Source organism: Nocardia sp. NPDC055002 (assembly GCF_053608825.1).
Window position 1 is genome coordinate 42,440 of the sequence record NZ_JBSGWE010000006.1, and the last position, 14,529, is coordinate 56,968.

General features: G+C 60.2%; 23 protein-coding genes. All 23 read left to right on the forward strand.

Going from position 1 to position 14,529, the window contains the following annotated elements:
- Positions 1 to 128: 128 nt before the first annotated feature.
- Positions 129 to 938, forward strand: a complete 810-nt coding sequence (locus tag ACWF99_RS23780) for an AAA family ATPase (RefSeq protein WP_452537425.1) — start codon at positions 129 to 131, stop codon at positions 936 to 938.
- 36 nt (positions 939 to 974) lie between these two features.
- Positions 975 to 1,403, forward strand: a complete 429-nt coding sequence (locus ACWF99_RS23785; RefSeq protein WP_452537426.1) for an endonuclease VII domain-containing protein — start codon at positions 975 to 977, stop codon at positions 1,401 to 1,403.
- Positions 1,400 to 1,963, forward strand: a complete 564-nt coding sequence (locus ACWF99_RS23790) for a hypothetical protein (protein ID WP_452537427.1) — start codon at positions 1,400 to 1,402, stop codon at positions 1,961 to 1,963. The genes ACWF99_RS23785 and ACWF99_RS23790 overlap by 4 nt, the downstream gene beginning before the upstream one ends.
- A gap of 46 nt (positions 1,964 to 2,009) precedes the next feature.
- Positions 2,010 to 2,393 carry a CHC2 zinc finger domain-containing protein gene (locus tag ACWF99_RS23795; RefSeq protein WP_452537600.1) on the forward strand — a complete coding sequence of 128 codons (384 nt, stop codon included), beginning with the start codon at positions 2,010 to 2,012 and terminating at the stop codon, positions 2,391 to 2,393.
- Complete coding sequence (locus ACWF99_RS23800; RefSeq protein WP_452537428.1) at positions 2,302 to 2,874, forward strand: toprim domain-containing protein; 573 nt, start codon at positions 2,302 to 2,304, stop codon at positions 2,872 to 2,874. Before ACWF99_RS23795 ends, ACWF99_RS23800 begins: the two co-directional genes overlap by 92 nt.
- A complete protein-coding gene (locus ACWF99_RS23805; protein ID WP_452537429.1) occupies positions 2,871 to 3,131 on the forward strand; it encodes a glutaredoxin family protein in 261 nt (86 codons plus the stop codon). The genes ACWF99_RS23800 and ACWF99_RS23805 overlap by 4 nt, the downstream gene beginning before the upstream one ends.
- A 29-nt stretch (positions 3,132 to 3,160) precedes the next feature.
- A complete protein-coding gene (locus ACWF99_RS23810) occupies positions 3,161 to 3,511 on the forward strand; it encodes a hypothetical protein (protein ID WP_452537430.1) in 351 nt (116 codons plus the stop codon).
- A gap of 8 nt (positions 3,512 to 3,519) precedes the next feature.
- Positions 3,520 to 4,047, forward strand: coding sequence for a DUF6378 domain-containing protein (locus ACWF99_RS23815; protein ID WP_452537431.1), 528 nt, complete (start codon positions 3,520 to 3,522; stop codon positions 4,045 to 4,047).
- A complete protein-coding gene (locus tag ACWF99_RS23820) occupies positions 4,044 to 4,814 on the forward strand; it encodes a metallophosphoesterase (protein WP_452537432.1) in 771 nt (256 codons plus the stop codon). The genes ACWF99_RS23815 and ACWF99_RS23820 overlap by 4 nt, the downstream gene beginning before the upstream one ends.
- 3 nt (positions 4,815 to 4,817) lie before the next feature.
- Positions 4,818 to 5,441, forward strand: coding sequence for a hypothetical protein (locus tag ACWF99_RS23825; RefSeq protein WP_452537433.1), 624 nt, complete (start codon positions 4,818 to 4,820; stop codon positions 5,439 to 5,441).
- Between the two features lie 63 nt (positions 5,442 to 5,504).
- Positions 5,505 to 5,666, forward strand: a complete 162-nt coding sequence (locus tag ACWF99_RS23830) for a hypothetical protein (RefSeq protein WP_452537434.1) — start codon at positions 5,505 to 5,507, stop codon at positions 5,664 to 5,666.
- Between the two features lie 398 nt (positions 5,667 to 6,064).
- Positions 6,065 to 8,125: a ribonucleoside-triphosphate reductase, adenosylcobalamin-dependent gene (nrdJ, locus tag ACWF99_RS23835; RefSeq protein ID WP_452537435.1), complete on the forward strand. Its 2,061-nt coding sequence runs from the start codon at positions 6,065 to 6,067 to the stop codon at positions 8,123 to 8,125.
- 4 nt (positions 8,126 to 8,129) lie between these two features.
- Entirely contained in the window at positions 8,130 to 8,345 is a 216-nt protein-coding gene (locus ACWF99_RS23840) for a DUF7427 family protein (protein WP_452537436.1), read from the forward strand.
- Positions 8,342 to 8,929, forward strand: coding sequence for a hypothetical protein (locus tag ACWF99_RS23845; RefSeq protein WP_452537437.1), 588 nt, complete (start codon positions 8,342 to 8,344; stop codon positions 8,927 to 8,929). Before ACWF99_RS23840 ends, ACWF99_RS23845 begins: the two co-directional genes overlap by 4 nt.
- A gap of 55 nt (positions 8,930 to 8,984) precedes the next feature.
- Positions 8,985 to 9,794, forward strand: a complete 810-nt coding sequence (thyX, locus tag ACWF99_RS23850; RefSeq protein ID WP_452537438.1) for an FAD-dependent thymidylate synthase — start codon at positions 8,985 to 8,987, stop codon at positions 9,792 to 9,794.
- Positions 9,791 to 9,973 carry a hypothetical protein gene (locus tag ACWF99_RS23855; RefSeq protein ID WP_452537439.1) on the forward strand — a complete coding sequence of 61 codons (183 nt, stop codon included), beginning with the start codon at positions 9,791 to 9,793 and terminating at the stop codon, positions 9,971 to 9,973. The genes thyX and ACWF99_RS23855 overlap by 4 nt, the downstream gene beginning before the upstream one ends.
- Positions 9,970 to 10,227: a helix-turn-helix domain-containing protein gene (locus ACWF99_RS23860; RefSeq protein WP_452537440.1), complete on the forward strand. Its 258-nt coding sequence runs from the start codon at positions 9,970 to 9,972 to the stop codon at positions 10,225 to 10,227. The genes ACWF99_RS23855 and ACWF99_RS23860 overlap by 4 nt, the downstream gene beginning before the upstream one ends.
- A 6-nt stretch (positions 10,228 to 10,233) precedes the next feature.
- Positions 10,234 to 12,018, forward strand: coding sequence for a DNA polymerase (locus ACWF99_RS23865; protein ID WP_452537441.1), 1,785 nt, complete (start codon positions 10,234 to 10,236; stop codon positions 12,016 to 12,018).
- 25 nt (positions 12,019 to 12,043) lie between these two features.
- Positions 12,044 to 12,379: a hypothetical protein gene (locus tag ACWF99_RS23870; protein ID WP_452537442.1), complete on the forward strand. Its 336-nt coding sequence runs from the start codon at positions 12,044 to 12,046 to the stop codon at positions 12,377 to 12,379.
- Positions 12,379 to 13,551 (forward strand): RtcB family protein, encoded by a 1,173-nt coding sequence (locus tag ACWF99_RS23875; RefSeq protein ID WP_452537443.1) that lies wholly within the window; start codon positions 12,379 to 12,381, stop codon positions 13,549 to 13,551. Before ACWF99_RS23870 ends, ACWF99_RS23875 begins: the two co-directional genes overlap by 1 nt.
- Positions 13,552 to 13,752, forward strand: coding sequence for a hypothetical protein (locus ACWF99_RS23880; protein WP_452537444.1), 201 nt, complete (start codon positions 13,552 to 13,554; stop codon positions 13,750 to 13,752). It begins immediately after the preceding gene.
- Complete coding sequence (locus ACWF99_RS23885) at positions 13,745 to 14,146, forward strand: deoxycytidylate deaminase (RefSeq protein ID WP_452537445.1); 402 nt, start codon at positions 13,745 to 13,747, stop codon at positions 14,144 to 14,146. The genes ACWF99_RS23880 and ACWF99_RS23885 overlap by 8 nt, the downstream gene beginning before the upstream one ends.
- Complete coding sequence (locus ACWF99_RS23890; RefSeq protein ID WP_452537446.1) at positions 14,143 to 14,529, forward strand: beta-sandwich lipoprotein; 387 nt, start codon at positions 14,143 to 14,145, stop codon at positions 14,527 to 14,529. Before ACWF99_RS23885 ends, ACWF99_RS23890 begins: the two co-directional genes overlap by 4 nt.

Below are 14,529 nucleotides of genomic sequence, written 5' to 3' on the forward strand. Positions count from 1 at the left end.
TCGGCCTCGCGATCTGCCTGACGCTACTCAGCCCGTTGTTCGTCTGGCTTCTCGGATGGTTCATCGCGACGCTCGTCCTGAGCGCGCGGTATGCGGGCTCAATCATCAAGGAGGCATGGACCGAATAGATGTACACACCACTGCAATCCCTGTACATCAGGGGCTCTGCCGGTGAGCCGTTGCCACCGGTGTGGGACACGCTAGAGCAACGAGGGACGAGGTTTCTTCGCGGTCAGTTCTCACTGACGTGCGGCGGGCCGGGTACCGGCAAGTCAGCCTTCATGCTGACGTACGCGGTCAAGTCCAGGGTGCCGACGCTGTACTTCAGCGCGGACTCGGACGCATTCACCCAGTTGTCCCGAATGATCTCGATCGAGACGGGTTGGTCGCTGGCAAGGTCCACGGCCGCAGTCCGAGACATGGATCTCGGGGACGCCAAGCACCTGCTGGCCGACATTCCGATCAGGTTCAACTACTCGGCCTCGCCGAGCCTGGATCAGATCGAGGCCGCGATGATGTCGTACGACGAGGTCTACGGGGATTTTCCCAGCCTGGTAGTCGTCGACAACATCACCAACGTCAGGTCCGGCACGGACTCGGACGACGACCCGTTCTCGGGTCTGGAGTCGCTGAGCGACTACCTCCACGACATGGGGCGAGAGACCAGCGCACACGTCGCTGGGCTGCATCACGTCACCGGAGGGTTCAACGATGCCAACAAGCCGATTCCGCTGAGCGGCGTGAAGGGCCAGGTCACACGAGTTCCAGAGATGGTTCTCACGCTGCACCGTATCGCCTCCGAGTTCGGCTCGGACACTCTCGGTGTATCCACGGTCAAGCAGCGCGGCGGCAAAGCCGACGCATCCGGTCAAGACTTCGCGGAACTCGAGTTCATCGGTGACACGATGACGATCCGCGACTTCGAACTTGCGCGGTAATACTTGACTCTTAACGACAAGCGCTGCATCGACTGTGTGGCAGAGGGGATCAAAACCAAACGCAAGATCAAGACCGACAAGAGAGGGCGGAATGTTCCGGGTCCACGATGTGCGACGCATCATCGCGCGAAGACTCGAACCAGACGGAACTACAACCACACAACACATATCGCTGAGACCTACGGAATCACGTCCGAGGAATACCAAGCGATCTACAAGTACCAGGGCGGCAAGTGTTTCATTTGCCGTCGTGCCACAGGGGCCCGTAAACGGCTCTCAGTAGACCACTGCCACGCTACCGGGCGTGTTCGTGGACTTCTCTGCCAGAAATGCAATCGGGACATTCTGGGCCATCTCAGGGACGATCCCGAGGCGCTGTATCGCGCCGCCGAATATCTGAATTCACCCCCCGCAATCCGAGTCATCGGGACTCGGGTCGTACCAAACCATCAGGAGAGCAAATGACTGTCAACGCCTACACCACCACCTCTACCGTTATCGACCAGTACCAGCTGAACGCCGCGATCGACCAGCGTGTCGCTCAGAAGCTGGAGCCGCTGCTCAAGAGCCTCGAAGATGTCAAGGCCAAGCTCGAAGCCAAGCTGGCCGAGGAGCCTGTCGTGGTCCTGGCGGATCTGTCCACCGCCGACAAGACCCGCAAGTACACCGACAAGGACGGTGACGAGTGGGAGTACGTCGAGTCCGACTACGACGGTGAAGCCGGTTGGACTTACGGCTCGTACGCCCAGGATTCCACTGCGTGGGCCGGTCCGTTCACGATCGTTCCGAAGCCCGCGGAGCCGGCCCCGGTGATCTACCAGAACCTGTCGGAGATCCCGGTCGGTACCCGGTTCGGTATCGCTCGCGGCGGCAAGCGAGCGGCCGACAAGGGTGTCTGGACTCAGTTCATCTCGGGCGGCAAGTACGCCTTCGCTCACGGTGAGGATGCGGTCCCGAGCCGTACCGCCTCGAACCCGTGGGTCGCCGAGAGCGTTCAGCGGTTCGCGCCGTTTATCAAGCTCTGATACTTGACTCTTAACGGGAGGTTGGATGACTGAATCCCTGATCACGATGGTGATTCACAAATACCACCCGGACTGGAAGCCGCCGAGGGACACGGGCAGGAAGTGGATTCCGACTCTCTGCCCGTTCCACGGGGATTCCACGCAATCCGCGTCTGTTTCGTATCAGAACAACGCATTCAACTGCTTCACCTGCGGCGTCAAAGGCGACGCATGGAAGTTGCTGATGAAATTCGAGGAGGTGAATTATGCAACGGCTAAGCGAATCGCAGCGGAGCTTTCTCCGGGCAGCGACCGAACGCTACCGGCTAAGCCTGCCAGGCAGTCTCGCCGAAGAGTATTTGGGGACGCGGAGCCTGGGGTTCCCGTCGATCAAAGAAAAGATGGACCGGTTCATGCTCGGATACGTGGTCGACCCACTCCCTGGTCATGAAATGTACAAAGGGATGCTCGCGATCCCGTATTTGAGATGGTCCCAGGAGCACGGCTGGGCGGTTGTCGCGATCAGGTTCCGTTGTATCGAGGACCATTCGTGCAAGGCGCTCCGACACGGCAAGTATCAGACAATGCCGGGTGACCGGCCGCGGTTGTACAACACGATGGCTCTGCTGGAGACTTCGCCGATTATCGCCATCACCGAGGGCGAGATCGACGCAATCACGGCCAGCGTGTGCGGGATTCCAACCGTCGGAGTTCCCGGTGCCACATCGTGGCAACAGCATTTCCGAGAGCCGTTCCTCGGCTACCGAGAAGTGTTCATCCTGGCCGACGGCGACGAGCCGGGGCTCGACTTCGCCAAGGGCATCGCCAAGTCGTTGCCGAACGGCAAGGTGATTCCGTGTCCACCCGGCGAAGACGTGAACTCGCTAGTGAGTAAGCAGGGCCCCAAGGCCCTGATGGAGAGGATTTCATGATCACCGTGTACACCCAGCCAGGGTGCCAGCCCTGCAAGATGGCGATCAAAATGATCCGGGACGCGGGCGTCGAGCCCACGGTCATCAACATTCGCGAGGACGAGGAAGCCTTCGTCTACCTGGTGGATGTGCTGGAGGCCAGCGGCACTCCGGTCATCAAGAGCGACACCTACGACCATGGTGCGCTGATGTTCGGTTTCACCCCGGACAACAAAGACCGCCTCAAGGCGTTCATCGACGCCGAACCTACCGCCTGAACTTGACCCTTAACGAGGAGAGCAACAACATGAGCAACATCTACCTGATCACCGGGGAACCGCGTCTCGCAGGCCAGGAGGGCGGTGTTCACTTCGACCGTTTCGACCTGGTCTCCGTCGACAACATGGAGCCCGACGAAGAAGGCGACATCTCGGCCACCCGGATCTCGGACAAGCTCGTCCAGTTCATGGACCCCAAGTCGCTGTTCAAGCTTCCGACCAAGGACGAAGCATCGGTCCGGCTCGATTTCGAGCTGCTCGACGGCTCCATCGGCACGGTACTCGTCACCGGATTCAAGACCCTGGAACAGCTCGCGGACCTGTTGTCCGCAGCGGGTCACCCCACCACCCTGATCGACATCCTCGGGAGCGGCAAGTGAGCGAAAACATGACGGTTCTGCAAGAGGCCGAGTCCCTGATCAACGGGGACCGAGCCGCCACCTACGGCGACGCTCGCGAGTCGTTCAACCGCATCGCGGGACTGTGGTCCGCGTACCTCGGTACGGACGTGACCGCGCTGGACGTGACGAATCTGATGGTGCTGCTGAAGGTCTCGCGTACCAAGGGCAGTTTCCATCGGGACTCGTACGTCGACATCGGCGGCTACGCCGGTCTGGGGGAGCGGTTGCAGCCGGACCCCGAGCCGGCCCCGGCCGTGACTGAGCCTGCGACGGTCGAGGATCGAGTCGAGTTCCTCCGTGACCTGCTCCGAGTTCCCGAGCCGGCCCGGAGGTCTTGGGCCCGGATTCAGGAAGTGCCGGTCTACGTCACGGTCCAGGACAACGAGGGCGACTACTGGCGTCCGATCCATACAGGTCTCGGTTTCCGCAAGTCGGGTGACAACGAGTTCATCGAGTGGGGTCGGCCTGGTCCGAGCCTCAACGAGCGTTACGGCCCATTCAAGGAGGTTGTGTGACCAAGCGGATTGTCATTATCTCGGATACCCAGATCCCTTACGACGACCGTAAGGCGCTGAAGGGCGTCATCCAGTACATCGGGGACACAAAGCCCGACGAAGTGATCCACATCGGTGACGTGATGGACTACCCGACCCCGGCGCGGTGGAACAAGGGCACGGCGCAGGAGTTCTCCCAGCAGGTCAAGTCGGACTCCGAGCAGGCGAAGCGGCGTCTGCTCGGCCCGCTCCGGGAGGTCTACCCGGATGGCCCTATCGGGTTCCACGAGGGTAACCACGACCTTCGGCCGCGGGAGTACCTGTCGAAGTACGCCCCGGCCCTGGCCGAGTTCTCGGATCTTCTGCATTTCGAGGAGCTGCTCAGCTTCGACGACTTCGGCATCAACCTGTTGCCGGACTTCAACGACGTGGCTCCGGGCTGGATCACCACCCACGGCCACCGAGGCAACATCGGACTGTCCCAGATCGCGGGTAACACCGCGCTCAACGCGGCCAAGAAGATGGGTGTCTCGGTAGTCATGGGCCACACGCACCGAGCCGGTATCGGCTCGTACACCTTCGGCTACGGCGGCGACAAGCGGCCGGTCACCGGGATGGAGGTCGGCAACTTGATGAACATGAAGCTCGCGGGCTACCTGAAGGGTGGCACCGGCAACTGGCAGACGGCGTTCGGCCTACTCACCGTGGACGGACAACACGTCAAGCCCGAAGTCGTCCCGATCCACAAGGGGCGGTTCACGGTCGACGGAGAGACTTGGGAGGTCTGACACTTGACTCTTAACGAACTTGATCCGCTGATGGCGGACATCAAGAAGGCTGGTCGATTCATCTCGTACCAGTGGCCTGGGGTCATGGAAGCCGACGATGCCCAACAGGCGATCTCGCTTCACCTGCTGGAGCGTCCCGGATCAATCGCCAAAATCAAGGAAATGGATGCTCGGGCCCAGTATCGAGCGATCGTCGGTATCGGCAACCAGCTCGCCGCCGCCGAACGGGCGGATTATGACTACTACAAGGGTTCGTACCGCTACGACGTAGCCGAGGTTAAGAGTGTTCTCGAACTCGGTGTCCTCACCGAGAACGTCGACGGCTGGGACGAAGCGGTTCACGACCTTATGGAGGCCCTGGAGGTCTTGACGGTCAAGACTCCGCAATACGCGAATGCAATTCTGAGTCGCTACGCGGACTGGATTGTTCCTGAATCGGGATCGGACAAGGTGCAGCTCAGTCGCGCCCTTAATTCCCTGGCAGATGCCATGAATAAGTCGAACCGTCGCCGGTTTGTCACGCGGGATTCGGGTCCGGGCTCGCGCCCGGTTTCCCGGATGACTGTTGATCACCAGACCACGGCACTCGATTACGACGGAGACGAGAACGCCGATGACTGGGACTGACGACTACTACGAGGGAATGAGTGCAGCCGAGCTGGCGTACACCCTCGCGATTGAGGAGGGCTGATGCTGAATATCTTCGACGGCACATTCAACGGAATGGCTCGCTCGGAATTGTACCGAGCGCAGATTGCACCTGAACTGTTCCCGCATGAGAAGCCAATGCGTATCGAGAACTGGTCGGCTGAAGAACGAGAGGCTTACTGCGGGATTTATGCATCCAACTAATCTCTCCCAGCGATCAGCCATCCGAGTTGCAATGGAGGACGGAAGCCCCGCAGACCTAGTAGCGGCACTGCGGGGAAATACCCGACAGGTCGGGGATTGTTGGGAGTGGCTGGGCCGAACAGAGAAAGGCTACGCCGCGTTCCAGTACAAAATCGGCCGGAAATCCTACCGAAAAGCCGCGCACCGGATGAGTTTCTCGGCGGCTAATGACGTGGATATAGACCGAACTACGGTTGTCCATCATACGTGCGCTAACCGTCTGTGTATAAACCCAGACCATTTGCAAGGGGTCAGTCCGGTTGAGAACGTCGCCGAAATGCTGGAGCGAAACTACTACATCCAACGTATTGCCGAGCTAGAGGCGTTGTTGGCGGAGAAAGAGGTAAATAGACTTGCAAATGTCTGAAACCGGCGAAATGGTCTATAAGCGGACGTATTCGCGAGTAAAGCCGGACGGGTCCTCGGAGACCTGGCCGGAAACCGTTCAGCGGGTTGTCGACGGCAACCTCGCGTTTGTCGACGAGCGTCACCGGCTCCCTGGTGAGCGCGAAGACCTGATTCGAATGATGACGGAGTTGAAGCTGTTGCCAGCGGGTCGCCACTTGTGGGCTACCGGCGTCAAGGGTTCGCAGTTCCTGATGAATTGCCACGTAGCGCCGTGGCCGGACAATATCGCGGAGCATTTCCGGTTCGTATTCTCCAGACTCATGGAGGGAGGTGGGGTCGGAAGCAACTATTCGAACTCGTACCTGCGGGATTACCCGCTGATTCAGCACTTCTTGGAAGTCGAGATCGTGTGCGACCCTGCACACCCTGATTACGAGGAGCTGGAAGCCGCGGGCGTCTTGTCGACTCGGTACTCCCCGGACTGGGACGGTGCGTATGTCATCGGTGACTCCCGAGAAGGATGGGCTGAGGCACTCGTCGACCTGATCGAGACGCATTATCGGCCGGATACGGTGCACCTGAACAGGGTGTATGACGTTTCGAACGTTCGCCCGGCCGGCTCCAAGCTCAAGACGTTCGGCGGTACGGCCTCGGGCCCGCTGCCGCTGGCGAAGATGCTTCGGGAAGTCTCCGAGGTGTTCAACCTTCGGACCGAGTTCTACCCGTCCCGCCTGAACGGTCTGGACGCCATGCAGATCGACCACGCGATTGCACAGTGTGTCGTCGCTGGCGGTGTCCGGCGCTCTGCCCGGATGGCGATCATGCACTGGGACGACCCGCAGATCGAGACGTTTGCCAAGTGCAAAGAATCCGGCATGACTCACTGGACCACGAATATCTCGATCGAGGTGGACGACAGGTTCTGGCTCGCCCTGGAGGGCGGTGGCGACCCGCATCCGGGGTACCGGGGTGACCTGAGCGAACAGGGCTGGGCCGAGAAGGTTCTTCGGCTGCTGGCCGAGGGCGCTCACGCCAACGGCGAGCCGGGTATGTGGGACTCCTCGATGTCGAACGTTGGTGAGCCGAACCGTGTGGTCGCGACGAATCCGTGTGCGGAGTTCGCGCTCGAAGAATCTGAATGCTGCAATCTCGGGCATGTCAACCTGGCCGCGTTCGTCAACGATCTCGGTAGGTACGACTGGGCGGATCTGAGGCTGGCGCACCGGTTGATGACTCGGTTCTTGATGCGGGCAACGTTCTCGGACTTCCGAGATCCGGCTCAGCGTGAGGTCCAGGACCGCAACCGCAGGATCGGCGTCGGCCACCTCGGAGTGGCCTCGTTCATGGCGATGACCGGCCTCAAGTTCTCCGAAGCACCTGAGAGCGAACGGTTCCGGTACCTGTTGCTGGAGCTGGCCGCTGCGGTCGACGAGGAAGCAACCAGCTTCGCTCACCAGCTCCGTATTCCGATCCCGGTGAAGCGCAGGACGATTGCGCCAACCGGCACGGTGTCCAAGCTCGCGGGAGTCAGTGAGGGTATCCACCCGATCTTCGCCCCGTACTTCATCCGTCGAATCCGGCTGTCGCGGTTGGACCCGCGCCAGGTGGAGACGATCGCCCAGTACGAAGCGGACGGGTTCCTGGTCGAGGACTGTGTCTACGACTCGTCGGGTAACACCGCCGTGGTCAGCATCGCGACCAAGGACATCCTGCTCCAGGCCGTGGAGGACATCTACGGCGAAGAACGGGCTCGGGAACTGGTTGAGTCGGCCTCCGACTTGACTATTAACCAGCACCTCGCGGTGCAGGCGCTGTATCAGCGCGACTGGGCGGATAACGCGGTCTCGTACACGGTCAATTTCGATCCAAAAACCGCGACACCCGACGACATCGCGAACGCGATTTACAACTGGGGCCAGCAGATCAAGGGGACCACGTTGTTCCCCGAGGCGTCTATGGCGCAGTCACCCTACGAGAAACTGACAAAGGAGGAATTCGATGCCGCCCTCGCTAAAGCGGTTGCTGACGGCGTCGACGAAAACTGCGCCAACGGGTCCTGCCCTATCCGCTAAAGCGATGTGGGCCGTTCTTTTCGGCCTGGTCGTTTACCACGAAGTCGCCTGCGATGACGGCGAGCTTCTTTCCGAAGGCGTAGATCGGGCATTGGAGAAACACCCTTTGCTCGTATACGGCTTTGTCGCGGTGACGGTAGCCCACCTACTCAATTGGTTACCGAATAAAGCCGATCCGTATCACGCGGTCGGCACCCTCTACGAAAGGCTCAATAAATGAGTGAAGACCCGTTTGCCACTGCTGCTGACGAGGCCCAGGCCGAGCCCGTGACTGATTCCCCGGCGGACGATTCCCCGTTCAACGAGCCTCCGGCCGAGGCCCCCAAGAAGACCGCAGCCAAGAAGGCTGCCCCGAAGAAGGCGGTTGCGAAGTTGGAACAGAACGACGGCGGCAAGGTCACTGTCACCCTCAAGGGTGGTAAGGACTTCGATTCCCCGTGGATTGTTATTCACGCAGACTCCGTCGAGGACGCTTACGAGCAGATGTCGGGTGATTCCGGCACTCTCCTCGCGGAGCTGATGGACAAGGTTGCAAAGGCTGGCGGATTCTTCGCCTCTAAGGCCCCCGCAAAGCCCGCTGGCGGCAACGGTGGCGGCGGTAATCGCGGTGGCGGTTACTCGGGTGGGGGTGGCGGTAATGGCCGCCCTCAGGCAGCCGCTGAGGCTCCCGGTGGCGAGAAGCGCTACTGCAACCACGGCGAGATGGTGTTCAAGTCCGGCGTCTCGAAGGCAGGCAAGCCTTACAAGCTGTTCTCCTGCACCGGCCCGCGCCAGGAACAGTGCGACGCGCAGTTCCTGCGCTGATACTTGACTCTTAACGGGGGCGGGCTCACCACCCGCCCCCCTGAACGGGGAGCATATGACCACCGTAAAACTGATTGCACAGACCCAGATCACGTATCCGGGGGCACTTCACGATCTCGGGTACTACCCCGACAACAACAACCAGGCGGCAGATGAACTCGCAGAATTCGCTGGCCGTAACTGTTATCAGTCGTTTGGGCGACCGAATCCAGCAACAGATCAAAACGACACGTATCTCAAGCATATTCTCGAAATCGGACACGAATCCGTTCTCGAACATGGATCGGCAACTTTCTATGTCGATGCGTCTCGGTCCGTACTCACTGAACTCGAAAGACACCGACACCTTAGTTTCTCTGTTGTTTCCCAGCGGTACGTAGACGCGAACCGGCTAGGTACTCACACGCCTCCGATCGTGAAGGATCTCCCGTTCGGCGACTACCTGGAAGCCGCAGAGATTCTCGACGGCGTCCACATCGACGCACTCCACGGTTATCGGGACCTGGTTCGAGTCTTCGAACGAAACGGTCACCCACGGAAGAAAGCCCGTGAGGCGGCCCGAGCGGTTCTGCCGAATATGACCTCCTCACCAATGGTCGTCACGGGTAATCACCGTGCATGGCGGCACGTGATCAAGAACCGGTACCACGAAGCCGCTGATGCCGAGATCCAGGAATTCGCCGGGTTGCTGCTCAAAGAGCTGCGGAAGATCGCGCCGAACATCTACCAGGACATTCCGTACGAGCCGTATTCGTACAACCAGATCGACTGGGAAGCCAAGTTCCGCGAGATGGAGCGGCTGAATTACGACATGCAGCAGCGGATCAGGTTTTTCGAAGACACCCAGGATTTGGAGATTGAATGAACGACATCACCGTAATGCTCCAGGACGACTCGGTTTGCCACTTCGTGGGCGAAACGATCCTGGACGCCAGCGAGAACGTGCTGATCGTGCACGACGACACCGGATGCTCAGTGACCTTTTACTGGCCGTACGTGGCCTTTTACATCCAGACCCCCGTGGAGACCGAGGAGACCGAATGAAGCTCGAAGAACTGCGCGACTCAATCAACGAACTGATCCGGGAGCGAGACGCATTGCAGCTTGAGGTTCTCAGCCTCAAGTTGATGTCGACGACACCCAATAACCGAAAGAAGCTCACTGCCCGCGAAGCGGGGGAGATTCGGCGTCTGGCCCGTACCACGGGCATGACCAACAAAGAAGTCGCAGACATCTACGACGTCAATCCCGCGACGGTTTCTCGCATCAAGCGAGGCATTTACCACGCTGCCAGTTAGGACAACATGACCGGACGAACTCTTACCTTCGACATTGAGACACATTCCGCCGAACTTATGTACTCGATGGAGCCGGAAGAGTTTGTCCGGCTCATTGGATATTCGTGGGATGACGGCGAGGTGGTTATCACCACCGACCTGGAAGAACTGAAAGAACAGATCCTCGCGGCGCGATGGATCATCGGGCACAACATCCACTCGTTCGATCTGCGGATGGTGTTCGGGATCAAGTCGGATACCCCGTTCAAGCTGGCCCAAGAGGGCCGGGTGTACGACACCTGGATTCATGCGGCACTGGTCAACCCTGCTCCGCACATGTTCATCAACCGGGAGGGCAAGAACACACTGGCCGATTCCCCGGCCAAGATGAAAAGGTGGTTCGGCCTCGACGAGCAGGCGCACCAGCTCGGCGTCGCCGGTAAGACTCACTCGCTGAAAGAGCTGGCGAAGGAGTTCGGCGGGTTCGGCGAGATCCCGCAGGACGAGCCCCGCTACGTCGAGTACCTGATCGGTGACGTGAAGGCGTCCAACGCCGTCGCCAAGGCCCTGCTGAAAAAGGGCCCTCTGGACTCGTATGCGATGCGGGAACAGACGGTGGCGGCTATCGCCGCGATGATCAGTTCCAACGGCTTACGGGTCGATACAGCCGCAGCAGAGCGGCGTGTGGCTGAGCTTCAGGTTCGCCGAGAGGCGATCCTCGACATGCTCCAGGTCAAATACGGATTCCCGACCGAGGGGAAGTCGCCGTGGGCGACCACCGAGGGTAAGGCTGCCATCTTCAAAGTACTTGAGGACCACGGGATTACGGAGAAAACCCGCAAGGACTGGCCGCGTACCGCGACCGGCAACCTGAGCCTGGGCGGTGAGGCTCTGATCGACCTCACCAAGGGCACCGAGGCCGAGGACATCGGCAAGGCACTGGCCGAACTCAAGGGCCAGCGGTCGCTGGCACAGCTCGCACTCGATTCCACTCACCCGGATGGATTCGTACACCCGGATATCACGATGCTCCAGCGGTCCGGCCGGTGGTCAACCACCGAGCCCGGCCTGACTATCTGGACAAGCCGCGGGGAGGGTGCCGTCGAGAAGAGTTACTTCTTGCCGGATTCCCCCGATGAGGTGTTGATCGAGATCGACTACTCCAACGCCGATGCACGGATCGTGGCCGCACTCAGCGGTGATGAGAAGTACGCCGAGCGATTCGAGCCCGGCGCTGACGGCCACATGATCAACGCGATTGCAGCGTGGGGTTCCTCGGTCGTCGAGGCCGACCCGAAGCACTACCGGCAGTTGGCTAAGCCACTCGGGCACGGGTGGTCCTACGGAGGCCGGCCCAAGGGCCTTCAGCGGGCCTCTGGCCTGCCGTTATCCACCGCCAAGTCGTTCTGTGACGGTATGGACCGCACCTACTCCAGGTTGGTCCGCTGGCAGAACGAGGTCAGGCGTGAAGCCCAACGCGGATACGTCACCAACGAGTGGGGGAGGAAATTGTGGGTCGAGAGGGGCAGGGAGTTCACCCAGGCCCCGGCCCTCCACGGTCAGAACGGAACTCGCGAGATCGTCTGTGACGCCCTGCTCAAGATGCCCCCGCATATTCTGCGGCGGGTCAAAGCCCAGATCCACGACGCGATCCTGTTCTCCGTCCCGAAGGCGAATTGGGAAGCGTGCAGGGATTACCTGGTGAACATCCTCGAAACCGAGTTCGAGCCTGCCAGGGGCGGCCAGCTAATCGAGTTCCCCGTGTCCGCCGGTCCGCCCGGCGACAACTGGATGCTGGCTTCGCACGAATAACACTTGACTATTAACGAGAGGAACCATGGATACCCGAGAGTATTTCGACACACTGCACCAGCTCTGGTCTAAGACCACGTACGCCACCTTCGACGGACTATGGCTGGCCCATGAGGCCGAGGTGATGGCGGCAGCCGAGGGCAACGACAAGCTGGTTGCCACTCAAGTCGACCCATTCGACGCACAGTTCATCGCCACCGTTCACGGGGCGCTCCCGAGCATTATCCGGCTCGTCCATGACGCCCTGGACGAAGCCGACCGGCTCGACGCCGAGAAAGACGACCTCCACTCCCGGATTGCGGAGCTGGAGATGGAAATCACCGAGCTGAACAAGCACATCAACGACCTGGAGGTCCACTAATGGAACGTATCGCTGACGGCAAGATCCTGTCCTGGGCGACCGAGATCGACCAGACCACTATCGACCAGGCGACCGCGCTCACCACGCTGCCGTTCATCCATCCTCACCTCGCTCTGATGCCGGATGCCCACGCGGGCAAGGGCTCTAGCGTCGGTACCGTCATCCCGACCAAGGGTGCGGTTATCCCGGCTGCGGTCGGTGTCGACATCGGCTGCGGCATGGTCGCGGTACGAACCGATTGCGATTACTCCGAGATCGAGGACCTTGACCTGGCGTATCTCCGTGGGGCGATCGAGGGGGCTATCCCGTTGTCTCCGGGTAACTACAACAAGAACCTGGACCGTGAATCGGCACTGAATCGAATTCGAATCCTGGAGGAAGGGGCCGAAGTCGATAATGTCGATCTTTCGCATTCTCCGAAATGGCGTGAGCAGCTCGGATCGCTAGGGGGCGGCAATCACTTCCTAGAGCTCTGCCTCGACGAACACGATGTTGTTTGGCTGTTCCTGCATTCAGGTTCACGCGGTGTCGGCAATAAAATCGCCCAGCGCCACATCAAGATCGCGCAGGAGCAGTGCCGCACCCACCACATTCAGTTGGTGGACCGAGATCACGCTTATCTGTCGGAGGGTACCTCGGAATTCAGCCAGTATCTGGCGGACCTCCAGTGGGCTCAGTTGTTCGCCAAGATGAATCGTGACGAGATGATGGATCGGTTCGTGGAGGTGTTCAAGGACTGGTCCGGTGTCGACTTCACAGAGCACCAGCGAATCAACACCCACCACAACTACACCGAACCGATCCAGATCGGTCGAGAGAGCGTCTACCTGACCCGTAAGGGCGCTATCGACGCCACCGAGGGCACCTGGGGCCTGATCCCTGGCTCGATGGGTACCGGCTCGTATGTCGTTGTCGGCAAGGGCAATCCCGCCGCGTTGTACTCGGCACCTCACGGAGCCGGCCGGAGGTTCTCCCGCACCGAGGCGCGTAAGCGCTTCACCGCAGAGGACTTGGCCGATCGCATGGTCGGTATCGAGTACCGCCCCGGTGAGGAGTGGGTCGATGAGATCCCCGACGCGTACAAGCCGATCACCGAAGTAATGCGGGCATCCGAAGACCTCGTCGAGGTCCGCTACTCGCTGCGTCAGATCATGAATGTGAAGGGCACCTAGATGAACTACTCGGGACTTACCAAGCGTCAGCTCAAGCAGTTGGCCCGCAGTTACGGCCGTTCTCTCCGCAAGCTGAATCGGGAATACGTCGTCAATATCCGGCAAGGGTGGCGGTACCTCGCGGAAGCGAATCTCGAACACGCTGGCGTGATCACCAAGCGGATGTCCGAGATCGGCCTAGAACTGGAGAAGCGTGGCTAAACCGACCTGGACCGAGTACTACCTCGGATTCGCGGAGGCTGCCTCGAAACGGAGTTCGTGTGTACGTTCCAAAGTCGGCGCGGTTATCGTCAAAGGCGATCGAATCGTCTCTGCTGGGTATAACGATTCCCCGGCCGGAACTCCCGGATGTGAATCGTGTCCTCGAAGGGATTCCGGCTGCGCTCCAGGCAGCAGCTATGACACAGGTCCCGCCGCTTGCGTGGCTCTCCACGCTGAGCAGAACGCGATTATTCGGGCGGCTCCTCAAGACCGCGAGGGTGCGGATCTGTATGTGACTCGGGCCCCGTGCGATGGCTGCGCCAAGCTCATCGCCGGGTCCGGCGTCCGCCAAATCATCTGGCCGGAAGGCCGTCGAGAAGTTAGGAACCCATGAACAAGAAGATCCTCGCCGCCGTCGCGACTGTATTCACCGCTGCGGTGGTCACCGGTTGTACCGATACCGACGCCGATGTCGTCTCGGCGAACCTGTCCAAGGCGGCCGATCAGTTCGAGATCAATCGACGGGTCGTATTCCTCAACGGCATCACCGATAAGTACCTGCTCTCGATCGAGGGCCGGTGCAATATCACCGACGACGGCAAACAGCTCGAAGTAGTCTGCAAGACCACCGGAGGCGAGTACAAAAAGCACTTCCTCGGGCTGAGTGACAACGTCACGTATTTCGTCGAGCAGATCGAATCGGCGAACGTCTCGAAGGACCATTACCGGGTGATCTTCAAGCCCGAAACCATCGTCCCGGATATCGACCGACCGTAG